We start from the raw sequence: 19,516 nt of genomic DNA, 5'->3' as shown, positions 1-19,516 counted from the left end.
CTTTCACCTCGCTGTTGTTTTTATGTAGCGGTCGCGTCGCCATGGAGCGGCGGCGCGTTGATTGCTCGGGTTAGTGCTTGTGTCTTGTGTTGTTTGTCAGGGCCTCTTCGCGAGCAAGCCCGCTCCCACAGTTGACCTTTGGTGTGACCGGGATTTGTGAGCAGACACAAATTCCCTGTGGGAGCGGGCTTGCTCGCGAAGGCGATTTAAAGAACGACGGTCCTGTTCGCGTTAAGAAACACGCGCCTTTCGATGTGATATCCCACCGCCCGCGCCAACGTCAGCCCTTCAATATCCCGCCCCTTGGCGATCAAGTCTTCCGGGTAATGACTGTGGTCCACGACCTCTACGCCCTGAGCGATGATCGGGCCTTCGTCCAGGTCGTTGTTGATGTAGTGCGCCGTGGCGCCGACCAGTTTCACGCCTTTGTTATAGGCCTGGTGATACGGCTTGGCGCCTTTGAAACCAGGCAGCAGGGAGTGATGGATGTTGATCGCCTTGCCATCGAGTTTGCGGCACAGTTCCGGCGACAAAACCTGCATGTAGCGCGCAAGGATCACCAGTTCGGCGCCGGACTCTTCGATCACCTGCAACACCTGACGTTCCTGCGACGGTTTGTCGTTCGGGTCGAGCGGGAAGTGGTAATACGGAATCTGGTGCCAGTCGGCCAACGGCTTGAGGTCCGGATGATTGGAAACCACGGCGGCGACATCCATCGACAATTGGCCGATGCGCTGGCGGTAGAGCAAATCGTTGAGGCAGTGATCGGCCTTCGAGACCATGATCACCACTTTCGGCCGGTAGTTCGGCGGGGTCAGTTCGAAGATCATGCCGAAGGCCTGGCCACGCTCTGCCAGCCCGGCGCGGAAGGCTTGCTCGTCGAAGCCGTCGGGCTGACGGAATTCCACGCGAATGAAGAAACGGGACGAGAGCCGATCATCGAACGAATGGTGCTCGGTAACGTAGCAGCCCTGCTCGAACAGAAAGCGGGTCACCGCGTCCACGGTGCCGAGAACGCTTGGGCAGTCGGCGGTCAGAATCCATGTGTCTGGGGCGCGGCTCATAGTGCGGTGACTCCTGTTGTTATGGGCAACCGCTGCGCGGTTGATCGCCGGCAAGCCGGCTCCTACAGGGTTTTGGTGCCCCTGCAGGAGCCGGCTTGCCGGCGATAAAATCTCAAGCCTGGACGCTAAGGCCGTACTCAGCCGCCGCATCCTGCAACCACAACCACCAGTAATCCGAGAAGCTGCGGCGAATCACCAGTTCCCAGGTGTCTTCGGCGGTGTGGCGGATCACCAGTTGCGACTTGGCAAACACGGTGCCGACGGCCTTGCCCACCGGGAAGCTGTTGGGGTGAACGTCGTAGCTGGTGGATTTCATCAGCACCTGGCGCACGTTCGGGCCGCTCAGTTCGAGGACTTGCTGGCCACCGCTGACGTTGACGATCTGAATATGCAGGTCGCCCAGCGCTTCACGGAGTTTTTGCTCGGCGGCAAACTCTTCGCCGGTCGGCACGATCAGCAGCCACTCATCCGGCCCCACCCATTGCAGGCTGGTTTCACCTTTGACGATGACGCTCAGAGCGCCCGGCAATTCGATGCCGAGGGCCTTGTGCACGCCAGCAGCGAATGCGGCATCGTGGCCATCGCCACGGATCGTCAGGTGGCCGAGGAGTTTTTTCTCACGCACGATCACGCCGGCGTTTTTGCGGCCCTTGCCGACCAGGCTGGCGAGGTCGGCATGATGCAGCGACGACTCGGCCTTGGCCCCGGTGGTTGGGCGTTGTTGGTAAACATTGGCTGCGGTCATAAAGCACCTGTCTTGAATTCTGTTGTGCGGTTGGTCTCAACCCTTGTGGTGACCGGGCTGTCGTCTTCGCGAGCAAGCCCACTCCCACATTGATTGATGCCTGACTCAAATTCCCTTGGCGACTTCGATCCTGTGGGAGCGGGCTTGCTCGCGAATCGCTCAGACGACTCGGTGCAACTGCCCGCCCACAGGCCCCGAGGCCATCAAATGTTCTGGCGATCACCCTTCGGATCGAAGAACACCGAAGAAACGATTTCCGCCTCGATCACGCTGCCATCCGCCAGCGGAGCGAACACGCGTTCACCGATCCGCTTCAAGCCGCCCTTGACCACGCCCATGGCAAACGAATAGCCGAGGGAGTTGTGCAGGTAGCTGGAGGTGACGTGACCGACCATCGTCATCGGAATCGTCTGCTTGGTGTTGAACACCAGTTGCGCACCTTCCGGCAGCCATTTGGTTGGATCGATCGGCTTGAGGCCCACCAGTTGTTTGCGCTGATCGCGCACGCAGTCTTCGCGGTTCATGCCACGCCAGCCGATCCACGAGAACGGTTTGGTGCGACCGACACACCAGCCCATGTTCAAGTCGTCCGGGGTCATCGAGCCGTCGGTGTCCTGACCGACGATGATGAAGCCCTTCTCGGCCCGCAGGATGTGCATGGTTTCGGTGCCGTACGGCGTCAGGTTGTACTTTTTGCCAGCCTCGGCGATTTTTTCGAGTACGCCCATGGCGTAGTCGGCTTGCACGTTGACTTCGTACGACAGCTCACCGGTAAACGAAATCCGGAACACCCGCGCCGGAACACCGCCGACCAAGCCTTCTTTCCAGGTCATGAACGGGAAGGCTTCGTTGCTCAGGTCGATGTCGGTGACTTCGCTGAGCAGCTTGCGGCTGTTCGGCCCGGACAGGGTCATGGTTGCCCAGTGATCGGTCACGGAAGTGAAGTACACCTTCAGTTCTGGCCATTCGGTCTGGGAGTAGATTTCCAGCCATTGCAGCACGCGTGCCGCGCCGCCAGTGGTGGTGGTCATGACGAAGTGGTTGTCGGCGAGGCAAGCGGTAACGCCGTCGTCGAACACCATGCCGTCTTCTTTGCACATCAGGCCATAACGCGCCTTGCCCACGTCGAGCTTGGTCCAGGCGTTGGTGTAGATGCGGTTGAGGAACTCACGCGCATCCGGGCCTTGAATGTCGATCTTGCCGAGGGTCGAGGCGTCCAGCAGGCCGACGCTGTCGCGCACGGCTTTGCATTCGCGTTTCACGGCGGTGTGAATGTCTTCCCCGTTTTTCGGGAAGTACCACGGACGTTTCCACTGACCGACGTCTTCGAACTCGGCGCCGTTCTTCACGTGCCAGTGATGCAGCGCGGTGTGACGGACGGGTTCGAAGATGTGCCCACAGTGACGGCCGGCCACGGCGCCGAAGGTCACCGGCGTGTAGTTCGGACGGAACATGGTGGTGCCCATCTGCGGGATGGTCACGTTCAGCGAACGGGCGGCGATGGCCAGGCCGTTGACGTTGCCGAGCTTGCCCTGGTCAGTGCCGAAGCCCAGTGCGGTGTAGCGTTTGACGTGCTCGACCGACTCGAAGCCTTCGCGGGTCGCCAGTTCGATGGCAGCGGCGGTGACGTCGTTTTGCAGGTCGACGAATTGCTTCGGTGCCCGTGCGGTGTTCTTTTCGTGCGGCACCTGGAACAGCGCCAGCGTCGGCTCTTCCAGACGGCTCAGGGCTTTCGGCAAGGTGCCTTCGACCACGCTGAAACCGGCTTCGCTGGCGGCGCGAGCGCCACCTTCAAAACCATCGGCCAGGGAATCGCCGAGGCCGTAGACGCCGTTGATGCCACCGACGCACACGCGTTTCTGCGGTGCTTCGCCCGGTACGAAACCGAGGATGTCTTCACGCCAGATCGGCTTGCCGCCGAGGTGCGAAGCCAGGTGAACCACCGGGCTGTAACCGCCGGAACTGGCGATCAAATCGCAATCGAGCCACTCGCCAGGACTGGTCACGGCGTGTGCTTTGACGTCGATTGCGGCGACGCGAGCGGCAGTCACGTGCTTGCTGCCACGAGCTTCGATCACGGCGCTGCCGGTCAGGATGCGAATGCCTTTGGCGCGTGCTTCTTCCACCAGCGCACCACGCGGGTTGCTGCGGGCGTCAGCGATGGCCACCACTTGCAGGCTGGCATCGAGCCAATCCAGGGCAACGCGGTAGGCGTGATCGTTGTTGGTCGACAGCACCAGTTTCTTGCCCGGTGCCACGCCGTAACGACGCACATAAGTCGACACAGCACCGGCGAGCATGTTGCCCGGCACGTCGTTGTTGCCGTAGACCAGTGGACGCTCGTGAGCGCCGGTCGCCAGCACCACACGTTTGGCGCGAACCCGGTGGATGCGCTGACGCACCTGGCCAATCGGGGCGCGGTCGCCGAGGTGATCGGTCAGGCGCTCGTGAATGGTCAGGAAGTTATGGTCGTGGTAACCGTTGACCGTGGCGCGCGGCAACAGCAGCACGTCCGGGGTGTCTTTCAGTTCGGCAATGACGCTGGCGACCCACTCGGTGGCCGGCTTGCCATCGAGGCTTTCGCGGGAGTCGAGCAGGCTGCCGCCGAACTCTTCCTGCTCATCGGCCAGAATGACGCGAGCACCGCTGCGCGCAGCTGCCAGTGCAGCGGCCAGGCCCGCCGGGCCACCGCCGACGATCAGCACGTCGCAGTGCTGGTTCATGTAGTCGTAGGTGTCCGGATCGTTTTCGGTCGGCGAGCGGCCAAGACCGGCGGCCTTACGAATGTACTTCTCGTAAGTCATCCAGAACGATTGCGGGTACATGAAGGTTTTGTAGTAGAAGCCCGGCGGCATCAGCTTGCCGCCGACCTTGCCGAGAATCCCCATCATGTCGTTGTTCACGCTTGGCCAGCCGTTGGTGCTGGTGGCGACCAGGCCTTGATAGAGCGCTTGTTGCGTGGCGCGTACGTTGGGGATCTGCGTGGCTTCGGTCGCGCCGATCTGCAGCACGGCGTTCGGCTCTTCGGCACCGGCGGCGAAAATGCCGCGCGGACGGGAGTATTTGAAGCTGCGACCGATGATGTCGACACCGTTGGCCAGCAATGCAGCGGCCAGAGAATCGCCTTCAAAGCCTTTGTAGACCTGGCCGTTGAAGGTGAAGCTCAGCACTTTGTTGCGGTCGATCCGTCCGCCGTTGGACAGGCGATTGATCTGGCTCATACCTTCTCTCCCAGAGCCGTCGTAGCCGCTTTCGAGCTATCGGTCTTGTCGGTGAATTGTGGCTTGGTGCCGATCTTGTAGGTCTCGAGAATCTCGTAGGTCACGGTGTCGCGGGTGGCGTTGAAGTACTGACGGCAACCGGCGACGTGATCCCACAGCTCGTGGTGCAGACCGCGAGGGTTATCGCGGAAGAACATGTAGTCGCCCCACTCCTCGTCGGTGCAGGTGTTCGGATCCAGTGGACGCGGGATGTGCGCCTGGCCGGATGCGTGGAATTCCTCTTCGGAGCGCAGTTCGCCGCAGTGAGGACAGAAGATATGCAACATGGGGATTTCTCCTGTTAGTGGGCAACCGCAGCAGCGCCGTGCTCATCGATCAACGCACCGTTGTGGAAACGGTCGATGGAGAAAGGTGCGGCCAACGGGTGCATTTCACCCTTGGCCAGACTCGCGGCAAACACGTTGCCCGAGCCAGGTGTTGCCTTGAAGCCACCGGTGCCCCAACCGCAGTTGAAGAACATGTTCGGGACCGGGGTTTTCGAGATGATCGGGCAGGCATCCGGCGTGGTGTCGACGATGCCGCCCCACTGCCGGTTCATGCGCACGCGGGACAACACCGGGAACATCTCGACGATGGCCTGGATGGTGTGCTCGATCACCGGGTACGAACCACGCTGGCCGTAGCCGTTGTAGCCGTCGATACCGGCGCCGATCACCAGGTCGCCCTTGTCGGACTGGCTGATGTAGCCGTGCACGGCGTTGGACATGATCACGCTGTCGATAATCGGTTTGATCGGCTCGGACACCAGCGCTTGCAGCGGGTGGGATTCGATCGGCAGACGGAAACCGGCAAGCTTGGCCATGTGCCCGGAGTTACCGGCAGTCACTACGCCGACGCGCTTGGCGCCGATGAAGCCCTTGTTGGTTTCAACGCCGATGCACACGCCGTTTTCCTTGCGGAAACCGATCACTTCGGTCTGCTGGATCAGGTCCACGCCCAGTGCGTCGGCGGCACGGGCAAAGCCCCACGCCACGGCATCGTGACGGGCCACGCCGCCGCGACGCTGGACGGTTGCGCCCATCACCGGGTAGCGAGTGTTCTTCGAGCAGTCGAGGTACGGGATCTCGTCCGCCACTTGCTTGGCATCGAGCAGCTCGCCGTCCACGCCGTTGAGGCGGTTGGCGCTGACCCGACGTTCAGAATCACGAATGTCCTGCAGGGTGTGGCACAGGTTGTAAACGCCGCGCTGGGAGAACATCACGTTGTAGTTCAGGTCCTGGGACAGGCCTTCCCACAATTTCATCGCGTGTTCGTACAGGTGCGCCGACTCGTCCCACAGGTAGTTGGAGCGAACGATGGTGGTGTTGCGCGCGGTGTTACCGCCGCCCAGCCAGCCTTTCTCGACCACGGCCACGTTGGTGATGCCGTGTTCCTTGGCCAGGTAGTAAGCCGTGGCGAGACCATGCCCGCCACCGCCGACGATGACCACGTCATAGACCTTTTTAGGGGTCGGCGTGCGCCACATTTTCTGCCAGTTTTCGTGATGGCTGAGGGAGTGTTTGAAGAGGCCGAAGCCCGAGTAGCGTTGCATAGTCATTTACTCCAAAACCGCGCTCAGCGATAAACCGGGAAGTCCGCGCACAGGGCCGATACTTGCTGCGCGACATTCGCCTCGACATCGGCGTCGCCGAGGTTGTCGAGGATGTCGCAGATCCAGCCGGCCAGCGTGACGCACTGGGTCACCTTGAAGCCGCGCGTGGTCACCGCCGGGGTGCCGATGCGCAGGCCGGAAGTGACGAACGGCGACTGTGGATCGTTCGGGACAGCGTTCTTGTTCACGGTGATGTGGGCGCGACCGAGTGCTGCATCCGCCTCTTTGCCGGTGAGGCCCTGACGGATCAGGCTGACCAGGAACAGGTGGTTATCGGTGCCGCCGGACACTACATCGTAGCCGCGTTTGATAAATACGCCGGCCATGGCCTGGGCGTTGTCGATCACTTGTTGTTGGTAAGCCTTGAAACCTGGCTCCAGCGCTTCCTTGAAGCACACCGCCTTACCGGCGATCACGTGCATCAGCGGGCCGCCCTGTGCGCCGGGGAATACGGCGGAGTTGAGCTTTTTCTCGATCTCTTCGTTGGCCTTGCACAGGATCAGGCCGCCACGTGGACCGCGCAGGGTCTTGTGGGTGGTGGTGGTGACCACATCGGCATACGGCAGCGGGTTCGGGTACAGGCCGGCAGCGACCAGACCGGCGACGTGAGCCATGTCGACGAACAGCAGCGCGCCGACCTTGTCAGCGATCTGACGGAAGCGCGGGAAGTCGAGGGTCTTGGAATAAGCCGAGAAGCCGGCAACGATCATCTTCGGCTTGCATTCGACGGCCAGACGCTCGACTTCGTCGTAGTCGATCAAGCCGGTCTTGGTGTCGATGCCGTACTGCACGGCGTTGTACAGCTTGCCCGAGGACGACACCTTGGCACCGTGGGTCAGGTGACCGCCGTGAGCCAGGCTCATGCCCAGAATGGTGTCGCCCGCCTGGATCAGGGCCAGGTAAACGGCGCTGTTCGCGGAAGAACCGGAGTGCGGCTGGACGTTCGCGTAATCGGCGCCGAACAGTTGCTTGGCGCGTTCGATGGCCAGGGCTTCAACCTTGTCGACGTGCTCGCAGCCACCGTAGTAGCGCTTGCCCGGATAGCCTTCGGCGTATTTGTTGGTCAGGCCGCTGCCTTGCGCTTCCATGACGCGTTTGCTGGTGTAGTTCTCGGACGCGATCAGCTCGATGTGATCTTCCTGGCGTTGCTCCTCGGCATTCATCGCCGCCAGCAGTGCATCGTCGTAACCCTGGATCTGGTCTTGCTTGCTGAACATCGCGTCTCTCCCAGCGGCATCTGTGCGCCATTCGTCTCGGTAAGGCACGGCGTTTCGGCAGTGCCCTTTGATAGCGATGGTATGACCGGCGCAGACAGGTCAAATGCCTATGGACGCCACGCAAAGGTGCGTTTACGACATGGCGGGAAATGACAGGCCGAGCCCCATTCTCAAATCAGCGAGAAACCCTGTGGGAGCTGGCTTGCCAGCGATGGTGGCGGCACATTCAGCAGTGAAGGCGACTGACCCAACGCTATCGCTGGCAAGCCAGCTCCCACAGGGTTATGCGGCAATGTGGTGGATGATTAGCAGCAGGAGGAAATGCAACGGATACAAGGCATACGCCCAACGCCGCATTGGCGGCGGCTGGAAATGCCGGGCATGTCGCAACAGGAACAGCCCGAGCAATGGCGCGATCAGACAAGTGGCGATGCCGAGGATGGCGGCAGTGCTGCCAAACCGCGTGGCGTGATACAGCACCTCCCATTGATTGGCGGCCAGACAGATCAATCCCGGCAACAGGCTGAAATACCAGGGCCGCCTCAACACCAGCAACATCGCCAGTGGCAACAGCACACCGAAGAAACCAAACATCAGCCATTGCGGGAACAGCGCCGCCAGCGTTAGAGCGCCGACAGCCAACAGTCGCGATTGCAGCGTTGGCTGCTGCCAGCCACGCGCAACCAACAGCCCAAGGGCCAGCGTAGGCAACACGTTCAAAGTGTCGGGATCAGGAATGAACATCCTGTAAGGGATTTCGCTGATGGCACTGAACAGCACTAACCAGCCCAGATAGCGCCATTGATGTGTTAATTGCCGTGAACGCGCCAGGTTCGCCGCCATCGCCAGACAGAACCACGGGAATGCCAGTCGCCCTGGCACATACAGAAAATCGAGGGAGTAACCGACATATCGCAGGTGATCGAGCACCATGCTCAGCAGCGCCAGCCACTTCAGCAGATCCAGTGCCCCATCCCGTTGCGTCATGTGCATAATTGCCCGTCGTCTTTGTGTTTTTCTGTCAGACGCATCCTGTGTGCTCGCCGGATGATCTTCGGTAAAGTGCGCACCATCATTGACCACGAGACGCTTCACCATAAGCGTCCCGACCACGGAAAGCAGGGCCATGACCGATAAGAGCCAACAATTCGCCAGCGACAACTATTCCGGTATCTGCCCTGAAGCCTGGGCCGCGATGGAACAGGCCAACCACGGCCACCAACGCGCTTACGGCGACGATGAATGGACCGCTCGCGCGTCCGATGATTTCCGCAAACTGTTCGAAACCGACTGCGAAGTGTTCTTCGCGTTCAACGGCACCGCTGCCAACTCGCTGGCCCTGTCGTCGCTGTGCCAGAGTTACCACAGCGTGATCTGCTCGGAAACCGCCCACGTCGAAACCGACGAATGCGGCGCCCCGGAATTCTTTTCCAACGGCTCCAAATTGCTGGTCGCCCGCACCGAGAACGGCAAGCTGACCCCGGAATCGATCCGCGAAGTAGCCCTCAAGCGCCAGGACATCCACTACCCGAAACCGCGCGTCGTGACCCTGACTCAAGCCACTGAAGTCGGCAGCGTCTACACCCCGGAAGAAATCCGCGCCATCAGCGCTACCTGCAAAGAACTCGGCCTGAACCTGCACATGGACGGCGCGCGTTTCTCCAACGCCTGCGCATTCCTCGGCTGCACACCGGCCGACCTGACCTGGAAGGCCGGCGTTGACGTGTTGTGCTTCGGCGGCACGAAAAACGGCATGGCGGTGGGCGAGGCGATTCTGTTCTTCAACCACAAACTGGCCGAAGACTTCGACTACCGCTGCAAACAGGCCGGGCAACTGGCCTCGAAGATGCGTTTCCTCTCGGCGCCGTGGGTCGGAATTCTGGAAAACGACGCCTGGCTCAAATACGCCAAACACGCCAACCACTGCGCGCAACTGCTGGCGGAACTGGTCAGCGACATTCAAGGCGTGGAACTGATGTTCCCGGTGCAGGCCAACGGTGTATTCCTGCAACTCTCGGAACCGGCGATCGCCGCACTGACCGCCAAGGGCTGGCGCTTCTACACCTTCATCGGCAACGGCGGCGCACGGTTCATGTGCTCGTGGGACACCGAAGAAGAACGTGTTCGTGAGTTGGCGGCGGATATCCGCGAAGTGATGTCCCGCTAACTCTCGATGACGACACAAAGCCTGTAGGAGCTGGCTTGCCAGCGATCGCCTCGACGCGGTGTGCCCGACACACCGCCATCGCCGGCAAGCCGACTCCTACAATTTCGCATCAAAGCATCCCTCTTGTGGACGACACAAACCTGCAGGAGCTGGCTTGCCAGCGATCCAGGCGACCCGGTGTCCGCTCTGGCGACATCGATGACTGCATGATCGCACCACCCGCCTTGGTCTACATTGAATCGCTCAGATAACAATAATCAGGAGCGCACGCATGTCCCTACAAGGCAAAACCCTGTTCATCACCGGCGCCAGTCGCGGGATTGGTCGTGAGATCGCACTGCGGGCGGCGCGGGAGGGGGCCAACATTGTGATTGCGGCCAAAAGTGCCGAGCCGCATCCCAAACTGCCGGGCACGATTTTCAGCGTCGCGAAAGAAGTCGAAGCCGTCGGCGGCAAAGCGCTGGCCTTGCAGGTGGATGTGCGCGATGAAGTCGCAGTGCGCGAAGCACTGGCCCAGGCCAACGAACATTTCGGCGGCATCGATGCGCTGATCAACAATGCCGGCGCAATCAAGCTGACCGGCGTTCAACACATCGAGCTCAAGCGCTTTGACCTGATGCACCAGATCAACACCCGCGCCGTGTTGCTGTGCAGCCAGGCCGCCCTGCCTTACCTGAAGAAGAGCAGCGGCCACATCCTCAACCTGTCTCCGCCACTCAACCTGGCCACCCAGTGGTTTGCCCAATACAGCCCGTACACCGTGACCAAATACGGCATGAGCATGCTCACGTTGGGCATGAGCGAGGAATTCAGGAACTACGGTATCAGCGTCAACTCGCTGTGGCCGCAGACCATGATCGCCACCGCCGCCATCGAGTTTCAGCTCGGCTCGCGGGAGTCCTTCAAACACGCGCGAACCCCGGCAATCATGGCGGATGCGGCTCATGTGATTCTGGACAGCAGCGGTCGCCGCATCACCGGTCGGTTGCTGATTGATGAGGAAATACTTCGGGAGCATGGCGTGACCGAATTCGATCACTATCGGTTCGCCCCCGACAGCAGTGACAAACTGATGCCTGACCTGTTTATCGATTAATAAACGGTCAGTCATGACACCGCGAAACCTGTGGGAGCGGGCTTGCCCGCGATAGCGGTAGGTCAGGCAACGTTGATGTTGAATGTACCGCCGTCATCGCGAGCAAGCTCGCTCCCACAGGTTGCGTTGCGTGTATTAAAACTCGATGCGCACATCACCCTTCGGCACGCTGCAGCACGACAGGATGTAGCCCTCGGCTTCGTCTTCCTCGGTAATCCCGCCGTTGTGGTCCATCTCGACCTCGCCTCCCAGCTTCATCACCTTGCACGTACCGCAGATGCCCATCCCGCAGGCCTTCGGAATCAGCAGGCCGAGCTTGGCCGCCGCCGCATGCACGGTTTCACCCGGGGCCACGCGAATACTCTTGCCGGACGAGATAAATTCGACTTGATGCAGGTCCGCCAAATCGACTTCCGGCGCGTCGGCAGCAATTTCGGCCTGTTCCACCGCATCCGCACGAGCTTCCGGTGGCGTGGCACCGAAGGACTCCTCGTGATAGCGCTTCATGTCGAAACCGGCGGCTTCGAGCATGCGTTTCACCGCATTCATGTACGGCGTCGGGCCGCAGCAGAACACTTCGCGCTCAAGGAAGTCCGGCGCCATCAGTTCGAGCATCTTGTGATTCAGGTAACCGCGATAACCGGCCCACGGCTCGCCCAGGCCATGCTTCTCGCAGATCAGGTGCAGGCTGAAGTTGTCGATCCGCGACGCCATGTGTTCCAGCTCGCGGTGGTAAATGATGTCTTTCGGCGAACGGGCGCTGTGGATAAACACCATGTCGACGTTGCCGTTGGTGTCGTAGAACCAGCGCGTCATCGACATCACCGGCGTAATACCGACACCGCCGCTGAGGTAGAGCACTTTCGGCGCGGTGAAGTCCATGGCGTTGAACAGCCCGACCGGCCCGTGCACCGCCAGTTCCTGACCTTCATGCAGGGTGTCGTGCAGCCAGTTCGACACCTTGCCGCCCGGTACGCGCTTGATGGTCACGGAAAAGCTGTACGGCACCGACGGCGAGCTGGAAATGGTGTAGGAGCGCATGATCGGCACGCCGTCGATTTCCAGCTCCAGGGTGACGAACTGACCCGGCTTGAAGAAGAACAGGATCGGCTGGTCGGCCATAAAGCAGAAGGTGCGCACATCCCAGGTTTCCTGGATGACTTTGACGCAACGGACGATGTGTCGACCATTGGCCCAGGTCTGGGTGGTTACCGGATTCAGGAAGCTGTTGGACATGCTGTTCTCCACCGCCGATGGTCGGCCTTATGTTGACGATTCTGCGTATAGCGCAGGCCACCCATTTACCTATCTGCGACATTCACATACTTATCGCGACCAGCCCCCAACTACCGGGGGTTGCGCGTCGGGAACAGATTGGGCCATGTCGCCCATGGATAAGGTTCCGGGCAACGCCGGCCCCACACTCGCTCCACACAACGACAGTTTCTTTACACCTTGCGTAGCAAACCGCATCAGCCACTATTTCGCCGGCCACACAGAATGGCCATGAGGATCTAATCGATGGACGTCACCGCAAAAATCAGCCTGGGCGATCCGCTGGAACCCGCACGCAAGGCCACCGCGCAGATGTTGCAAGAGCGCGAGCGTACTTTCTCGCTGCCGCAGCCGTTTTACTCTGACGAGCGGCTGTTTGATATCGACATGCAGGAGATCTTCCAGAAAGAGTGGTTGATCGCCGGCATGACCTGCGAGATCCCGACCAAGGGCAATTACCTGACCCTGCAAGTCGGCAAGAACCCGATCATCGTGATTCGCGGCGCCGAGGGCGTGGTGCATGCGTTCCACAACGTCTGCCGTCACCGCGGTTCGCGGCTGTGCACCAGCGAAAAAGGCAAGGTCGCCAAGCTGGTTTGTCACTACCACCAGTGGACCTACGAACTGGACGGTCGCCTGCTGTTCGCCGGCACCGAAATGGGCGCCGACTTCGACATGAAGCAGTACGGCCTCAAACCGGTGAACGTGAAGACGGCCGGCGGCTACATCTTCATCAGCCTGTCGGAGAATCCGCCGGCCATTGATGACTTCCTGTCGACGCTGAACCATTACATGGAACCGTACGACATGGAGAACACCAAGGTGGCAATCACCACCACCTTGATGGAAAAGGCCAACTGGAAACTGGTGCTGGAAAACAACCGCGAGTGCTACCACTGCAACGCGTCGCACCCGGAACTGCTGAAAACCCTGCTGGAATGGGACGACGTCACCGACCCGCGCGCCGACCAGGCGTTCAAGGACCACGTCGCCGCCTCCGCCGCTGCCTGGGAAGCGGAAAAGATTCCTTACGCTCACGCCAGCTTCGGCCTGCGTAACCGCATCGTGCGCATGCCGCTGCTCAAGGGCACCGTGTCGATGACCCTGGACGGCAAACAGGGCTGCGCCAAACTCATGGGCCGCATCAAGAATCCGGACCTGGGCTCGATGCGCATCCTGCACCTGCCGCACTCGTGGAACCACTGCATGGGCGACCACATCATCGTCTTCACCGTGTGGCCGATCAGCGCGCAGGAAACCATGGTCACCACCAAGTGGATCGTGCACAAGGACGCGGTTGAAGGCGTGGACTACGACGTGGAGCGCATGCGCCAGGTCTGGGATGCGACCAACGACCAGGACCGTCGCCTGGCGGAAGAGAACCAGCGCGGGATCAACTCCACGGCGTACCAGCCGGGCCCGTACTCCAAGACCTATGAGTTTGGTGTGGTGAACTTTGTGGACTGGTACAGCGAGCGTCTGCTGAACAATCTGGGGGCTGAGCCTGCGCCGTACCTCAAAGGGGTGCCGGTTCAGGGTTAAAGATCAAAAGCATCGCGAGCAAGCTTGCTTCTACAGGTCCGGGTCGTTCACACAATGGGTGTACGCCCCCGAGTCCCTGTAGGAGCAAGCGTGCTCGCGATGGCGGCACTCCTCGCAATACATCCCCTCCTGATCCCCCCCGTTTTAGAACTGTACGAAATATGATCTATTCCGTTCAGCGCTATGCCCTCCGCGGCTTCCAGCCTTCCGCAAACAAGTTATCCACACCTCCACCCACAGCAAATGGGGACAAGTGCGTGATGACGAATAACTTTCTCCACAGAAATCGAAGAAAATCCGTGACTTATCCAGAAGCAGGGTTTTGCACAGCGATTGGTTGTTTTTTGACCTGATGCCTGAAAGCCACGCAATACGTGGCCTGTAGCGGATGGCGAACACCTTATCCACAGAAGCGCCAACAGACTTTGGGGGCAACTTCGGCGCCTCTGTGGAAAACCACCGAAAGCCACGATAAATCAGGCTTTGCGCGAGATTTGTGGCTTTAAATCGGCAAATTGATCATTTTTTAATCATGCGCCGGACAAGCCCGGTTTATAAGGCCTGTAGCGGACAGCGAACATCTTATCCACAGAAGCGCCAACAGAGATTGGGGGCAAGTATTGGTGAACGAGCAGTCTCATCCTCTGGAAAAAGCCAGAAAAAACCGCAACTTAGGCTGGTTGTTTTTTGTACGAAGGCTTGCAGGGCTTGATTTGTATAGCGTGTAGCGATGGGCGAACACGTTATCCACAGAAGCGCTAACAGGGATTGTGGGTAACTGCATCCGAATTGTGGAAGCTCGCTCGCGATAGAGGTCAACCGGTCAACACCATCGTTGAATTTGATGGCCTCTTCGCGAGCAGGCTCGCCCCCACAGGGATTTGCTTATGCTTGAGGCCGATACATCAAATAGGCTTCACCCGTAACCCGAATCATCGGGTGTGGCGTGATCTGGCAGGTATCGACGATGCGAAAGCCCTGGCGCTCGTAGAACCGGCGGGCGCCGGTGTTGACGGCGTAGTCGATCAGGCTCAAACCCTTGAGGCCCAACTGGCTGGCGCGCTCGTGCGCGTGGCCGAGGAACTGCTTGCCGAGGCCCTGATTGCGCCAGCCCTCGTGCAGCGCGAGGCTGGAGATGTAGAGCGTGTCGGGGACTTCCATGTCGGCATACGGCGCCAGCACCGGGTCGGTCGTGGGTTCGGCCAGCGGATCGTGGCGCATCGCGTAGCTGTGCATCATGCCGATGACCTGCCCGTCTGCTTCGGCAATCAGGCAGTTCTGCCAGGAGAAATCCACATCGTCGCGGGCATAACGACTGGCGCCCACTTCCAACAGATCCTGGCCTGGCTCGGCCAGTTGACTCCAGATGTAATCCGAAGCGCCCTCTGACGAAATCTGGAACAGACGAGCAATCTCGCGCGCGTCCGCGCGCAGGGCCGAACGAAATTCAACGGTCATTATTTTTCCTTGTGGGAGCGGGCTTGCTCGCGAAAGCGGTGTATCAGACAACATCAATGTCGACTGAACCGCCCTCTTCGCGAGCAAGCCCGCTCCCACATTAGATTTGCGCAGGTGATGTGTTAGCGAACCACACCTTCTTCGATCAGCAACTTGAGGATTGCCTCGGCACCCGCTTGCGCAGTCACGCCCTTGAGCACCTGCCCGCCGCCGCCACTGGCTTTGGCCGTCGCCGCTTTCATCCGGTCCGCACCGCTTTTGGCTTTGATCACTTTCAAGCGTTTAGGCCGTGGCTTGGCCGGTTGCAGGGTCGCGACTGCCAACAGTTCATCGTCGATCACTTCGACTTCATCTGCCTGCAACACCCCGCGCCGAGCCGGGCCGTACGCGCTCTGCCGAGGCTTCGGCGCCGCGTTATCCACTGTGGCGAGAAACGGCAGCCGCACCTTCAACCGACGGCGCTGACCACGCGGCAGCGCTTGCAAGACAAGCGCCGAACCGCCATCGATGGATTCAACCTGAGCCAGCCCGACCACCAGCGGCCAGCCAAGGCTTTCGGCCAGCAGGAACGGCAGCATGCCCGAGCCTTCGCCGGTTTCTGCCTGGCTGCCAGTCAGTACGACTTGCGCCCCGGCATCGCGCAAATACGCGGTCAATGCCGGCAAGGCATCAGCGCCGCAGGGTTGTTCCAGCACATGCAACTGTTCCAGGCCCATGCCCAGATAAGCGCGCAGCGCAGGTTCCGCGACATCACCGGCGTGCAACACTTGCAGGTTATCCCCAGCCAGTTGCAGACCCAATTCCACGGCGCGCGCGTCCTGCTCGGCGCGACGTGGCCGGCCGGAAGTCGGGTGGGCGCCAATGGACACCAGGCTGATGATTTTCGTGCTCATAACCCTTTCCTTCCCTTAAGCCGCATCGCGCTTGGCGTCGTCGCGGTAAGCCGCTACCGCATCGATCAAGGCTTGAAGAATCTCGGCGCTCTCGCCGATCACCGACAGGTCGGCCCGTTTGATCATGTCGCAACCAGGGTCGAGGTTGATCGCCACCACCTTGTCGCAGGCACCGATGCCTTGCAGGTGCTGGATCGCCCCGGAAATCCCCACCGCCACGTAAACCCGCGCAGTGACCCAGGTGCCGGATGCGCCGACCTGTCGGTCGCGAGCCATGAAACCATCGTCCACCGCCACCCGGGACGCGCCTTCGGTGGCGCCGAGGGCTTCGGCGGTCCTGTGGAAAAGTCCCCAGTCCTTGACCCCGTTGCCGCCGGAGAAGATGAACTCGGCTTCGGCCATCGGAATCGCCGCCGGGTCCACCGCCACCGCGCCGAGATCTTCGATCCGCGACAAGCTGCGCGCGACGGTTGTGGACAACTCCACCGGCAAGGCTTCGTGACGGGTTTCGCTGACCGGTTCTGCGCACTCGACAGCGGCCAGAATCAAGCGCGCCACCGGACGTGCAAGGTCTTGTAACCCGGCGCCTGCGCGACCGATGCACTCCTGATCCTTGACCTGCCAGACCCGCGTGGCCGGGCGCTCGCCAAGTGCAGCGGCAAAGCGTCGACCGAGTTCACCGCCACCGCTGCGGCTGTCCGGCAGCAGCCAATGACGCGGGCTGAACTGGTTATCCACAGCCCGCAGGCCCTGCACCCGTTGTTCCGGTGCATAACCGCTGAACTCATCGCCATCCAGCACCAGCAAGCGATCGACGCCAGCGGTGGCGAAGGCACTTTCCTTGTGTTCACCGAAGACCACGGCCAATACCGCGCCGTCCTTGCCGGCCAATTGATGCGCCAGACCGAGCAAGTCACGGTCGTGGCTGCTCAAGCGCCCGCCGACCATGTCCGGCACCACGCTGATGTAGAACGCCGGTGCAGGCACTTGATGCAGCGGCAACTGCACTTCAACGGCAGCCGAACGTTTGCTCGCGCCGCCCTGTTGCGCGCCGCTGCGGTCGATTCGCTTGATGCCATTGGGACCGATAAAACCGATGCCGTGAGGATTCTTGCGGATGACGCCGTTCGGCCCCATCCAGCTGTGTTGCGCCGGTTGCATGGCCGCGTGCAGCGGGTGCAAACGGTTACGGGCGATCCATTCGGCGCGGGGGTCGCGGCGGATAATGTCGCTCATCAGTGGGCCTCCGCAGGTTCACGTTGGGCCGGGGTGCCCGGTTTGCTTGGCGCTGCGTCTTCGAGCAAGGCGTCGGCCACCAGTTCGGCGATGTCCTTGATCAACGGACGCGGTTCGACCACGCCTTCGAGCATCGCGGTGCACTGTGGACAACCCACGGCCACCAGTTCGGCGCCGGTTTCGCGGATGTCGTCCATGCGCATGTCGGGGATCCGTTGCTTGCCCGGGATGTCGGTAATCGGCGCACCGCCACCGCCGCCGCAGCAGCGTGAGCGGAAACCGGAGCGTTGCATTTCTTTCACTTCAATCCCGAGGGCGCGCAGCACTTCACGCGGCGCCTCGTACTCGCCGTTGTAGCGGCCGAGGTAGCACGGATCGTGATAGGTCACGCTGCTGCCTTTGTGCTGGCCGAGATTGAGCGCGCCCGCGTCGATGATTTCCGCCATGTAGGTGCTGTGGTGCTGCACCAGGTAGTTGCCGTCGAAGGCGCCGTACTCGTTTTTCAGCACGTGGAAGCTGTGTGGGTCGCAAGTGACGATGCGGTTGAAGCTGTACTTGGCCAGGGTCTGGATGTTGCGTTTGGCCAACAACTGGAAGGTCGCTTCGTCGCCCAGACGTCGGGCCACGTCACCGCTGTCACGCTCTTCGAGACCGAGTACCGCGAAGTCGACTTTGGCCGCTTTCAGCACTTTGACGAAGGCGCGCAAGGTGCGCTGGTTACGCATGTCGAAGGCGCCGTCGCCGACCCAGAACAGCACGTCGGTGGATTTCTTTTCGCTGAGCAGATTGAGGTTCAAGTCCGCCGCCCAGTTCATCCGCCCACCCGGTGCGAAACCGCCCGGGTTGTCGGTGGCGATCAGGTTTTCGAGGACTTCGGCGCCCTTGTTCGGGGTCGCGCCTTTTTCCAGGGTCAGATGGCGGCGCATGTCGACGATGGCATCGACGTGCTCGATCATCATCGGGCATTCCTCGACGCAGGCACGGCAGGTGGTGCAGGACCACAGGGTTTCAGCGTCCACCAGACCGTTAACAATCGGTTGATGCGGATTGCCCGCGTGTTCGCCGATGGCTTTGCCCGGATAGGGGCTGCCGGCGAACTTGGCGTCGGTGCCACCGGCGAGGCCGACGACCATGTCCTGGATGAGCTTTTTCGGGTTCAGCGGCTGGCCGGCGGCGAACGCCGGGCACGCCGCTTCGCATTTACCGCACTGCACGCAGGCGTCGAAACCGAGCAGTTGGTTCCAGGTGAAATCCTTGGGCTTTTCCACTCCCAGTGGCGCGGTCGGGTCATTGAGGTCCAGCGGTTTCAAACCGGTGGAACGACCGCCATTGAAACGTTCGGCACGACGGTGCCAGGCCAGGTGCAGGGCCCCGGCGAAGGCGTGCTTCATCGGCCCGCCCCAGGTCATGCCGAAGAACAATTCCGAGACGCCCCACAGCACACCGACACCGAGGATCGCTGCCACCACCCAACCACCGAAGTTTTCCGGGAGGATGCCGGCGACCGGCAGGGTCACCAGGAAGAACGACGCCGAGAACGCCAACAGGCTTTTCGGCAGGCGCATCCACGGGCCTTTGGACAAACGGGCTGGGGGGTTGCGCCGACGCAGGTAGACAAAGATCGCGCCGATGAACATCACCGTCGTCATCAGCAACAGCGCATAGCCGAGGAAGCGGTTATGCAGGCCGAAACCGTGCACCAGAATCGCCAGCACCACGGACGCCACCGCACCACCGGCCGTGGCCACGTGGGTGTTGGCGATGTATTTGTCCCGCGCGACGACGTGGTGCAAGTCGACCATGTAACGCTTGGGCATAGCCAGCAGGCCGCCGATCAGGTCGACCTTGGAGGCTCGGCCCCGGCGCCACATAGCCACCCGCCGCAACGCGCCGAGGACAGCAAGGCCCAGGGCTGCGAACAACAGGATTGGAAGAAGGGTGTTCAACATGG

Annotated in this window: 15 protein-coding genes; 3 read left to right on the top strand and 12 right to left on the bottom strand. The window is 61.0% G+C overall.

All coding sequences use genetic code 11. The annotated features are described in order from the left end of the window. Nucleotides 1–206: 206 nt before the first annotated feature. The 7 genes from purU to ACI77H_RS02950 all read right to left on the bottom strand — a co-directional run bounded on the left by purU (nt 207) and on the right by ACI77H_RS02950 (nt 8,891). Entirely contained in the window at nt 207–1,064 is an 858-nt protein-coding gene (gene purU / locus ACI77H_RS02980; RefSeq protein ID WP_407010286.1) for a formyltetrahydrofolate deformylase, read from the bottom strand. Between the two features lie 112 nt (nt 1,065–1,176). After that, entirely contained in the window at nt 1,177–1,809 is a 633-nt protein-coding gene (locus tag ACI77H_RS02975; RefSeq protein WP_407010284.1) for a sarcosine oxidase subunit gamma, read from the bottom strand. Nucleotides 1,810–2,012: 203 nt separating this feature from the next. Next, nucleotides 2,013–5,030: a sarcosine oxidase subunit alpha gene (locus ACI77H_RS02970; protein ID WP_407010282.1), complete on the bottom strand. Its 3,018-nt coding sequence runs from the start codon at nt 5,028–5,030 to the stop codon at nt 2,013–2,015. After that, nucleotides 5,027–5,356, bottom strand: coding sequence for a sarcosine oxidase subunit delta (locus ACI77H_RS02965; RefSeq protein WP_219096998.1), 330 nt, complete (start codon nt 5,354–5,356; stop codon nt 5,027–5,029). The genes ACI77H_RS02970 and ACI77H_RS02965 overlap by 4 nt, the downstream gene beginning before the upstream one ends. Nucleotides 5,357–5,370: 14 nt before the next feature. Then, nucleotides 5,371–6,621: a sarcosine oxidase subunit beta gene (locus ACI77H_RS02960; protein ID WP_007947735.1), complete on the bottom strand. Its 1,251-nt coding sequence runs from the start codon at nt 6,619–6,621 to the stop codon at nt 5,371–5,373. 23 nt (nt 6,622–6,644) lie between these two features. Beyond that, nucleotides 6,645–7,898 carry a serine hydroxymethyltransferase gene (gene glyA / locus ACI77H_RS02955; protein ID WP_407010280.1) on the bottom strand — a complete coding sequence of 418 codons (1,254 nt, stop codon included), beginning with the start codon at nt 7,896–7,898 and terminating at the stop codon, nt 6,645–6,647. Nucleotides 7,899–8,180: 282 nt separating this feature from the next. Further along, the gene (locus ACI77H_RS02950; RefSeq protein ID WP_407010279.1) at nt 8,181–8,891 is read right to left on the bottom strand and encodes a TraX family protein; all 711 of its coding nucleotides are present in this window, start codon (nt 8,889–8,891) and stop codon (nt 8,181–8,183) included. A 133-nt stretch (nt 8,892–9,024) separates the two neighbouring features. Between ACI77H_RS02950 and ACI77H_RS02945 the strand changes: the two genes are divergently transcribed. Further along, complete coding sequence (locus tag ACI77H_RS02945; RefSeq protein WP_407010278.1) at nt 9,025–10,065, top strand: low specificity L-threonine aldolase; 1,041 nt, start codon at nt 9,025–9,027, stop codon at nt 10,063–10,065. A 271-nt stretch (nt 10,066–10,336) separates the two neighbouring features. Further along, a complete protein-coding gene (locus ACI77H_RS02940; protein ID WP_407010277.1) occupies nt 10,337–11,161 on the top strand; it encodes an SDR family oxidoreductase in 825 nt (274 codons plus the stop codon). 135 nt (nt 11,162–11,296) lie between these two features. On the opposite strand, the gene gbcB is transcribed toward ACI77H_RS02940, so the two are convergent. Continuing rightward, a complete protein-coding gene (gene gbcB / locus ACI77H_RS02935) occupies nt 11,297–12,397 on the bottom strand; it encodes a glycine-betaine demethylase subunit GbcB (protein WP_407010275.1) in 1,101 nt (366 codons plus the stop codon). Nucleotides 12,398–12,682: 285 nt separating this feature from the next. Here gbcB and gbcA point away from each other — a divergent pair, with 285 nt between their 5' ends. Further along, nucleotides 12,683–13,978, top strand: a complete 1,296-nt coding sequence (gbcA, locus tag ACI77H_RS02930) for a glycine-betaine demethylase subunit GbcA (RefSeq protein ID WP_407010274.1) — start codon at nt 12,683–12,685, stop codon at nt 13,976–13,978. 885 nt (nt 13,979–14,863) lie between these two features. On the opposite strand, the gene ACI77H_RS02925 is transcribed toward gbcA, so the two are convergent. From ACI77H_RS02925 to dgcB, 4 genes are all read right to left on the bottom strand, one after another. Beyond that, nucleotides 14,864–15,436, bottom strand: a complete 573-nt coding sequence (locus tag ACI77H_RS02925; RefSeq protein ID WP_407010272.1) for an N-acetyltransferase family protein — start codon at nt 15,434–15,436, stop codon at nt 14,864–14,866. A 122-nt stretch (nt 15,437–15,558) separates the two neighbouring features. Continuing rightward, nucleotides 15,559–16,329 carry an electron transfer flavoprotein subunit beta gene (locus tag ACI77H_RS02920; protein WP_407010271.1) on the bottom strand — a complete coding sequence of 257 codons (771 nt, stop codon included), beginning with the start codon at nt 16,327–16,329 and terminating at the stop codon, nt 15,559–15,561. A 15-nt stretch (nt 16,330–16,344) separates the two neighbouring features. Further along, entirely contained in the window at nt 16,345–17,565 is a 1,221-nt protein-coding gene (locus ACI77H_RS02915; protein ID WP_407010270.1) for an electron transfer flavoprotein subunit alpha/FixB family protein, read from the bottom strand. After that, nucleotides 17,565–19,514 carry a dimethylglycine demethylation protein DgcB gene (gene dgcB / locus ACI77H_RS02910; RefSeq protein WP_407010269.1) on the bottom strand — a complete coding sequence of 650 codons (1,950 nt, stop codon included), beginning with the start codon at nt 19,512–19,514 and terminating at the stop codon, nt 17,565–17,567. The genes ACI77H_RS02915 and dgcB overlap by 1 nt, the downstream gene beginning before the upstream one ends. Nucleotides 19,515–19,516: the final 2 nt, after the last annotated feature.

The sequence above is a fragment of the Pseudomonas sp. O230 genome (assembly GCF_045447035.1).
Classification (GTDB): Bacteria; Pseudomonadota; Gammaproteobacteria; order Pseudomonadales; family Pseudomonadaceae; genus Aquipseudomonas.
The sequence above is the reverse complement of the archived record's forward strand: the minus strand, read 5'-3'. Positions and strand labels throughout refer to the sequence as shown.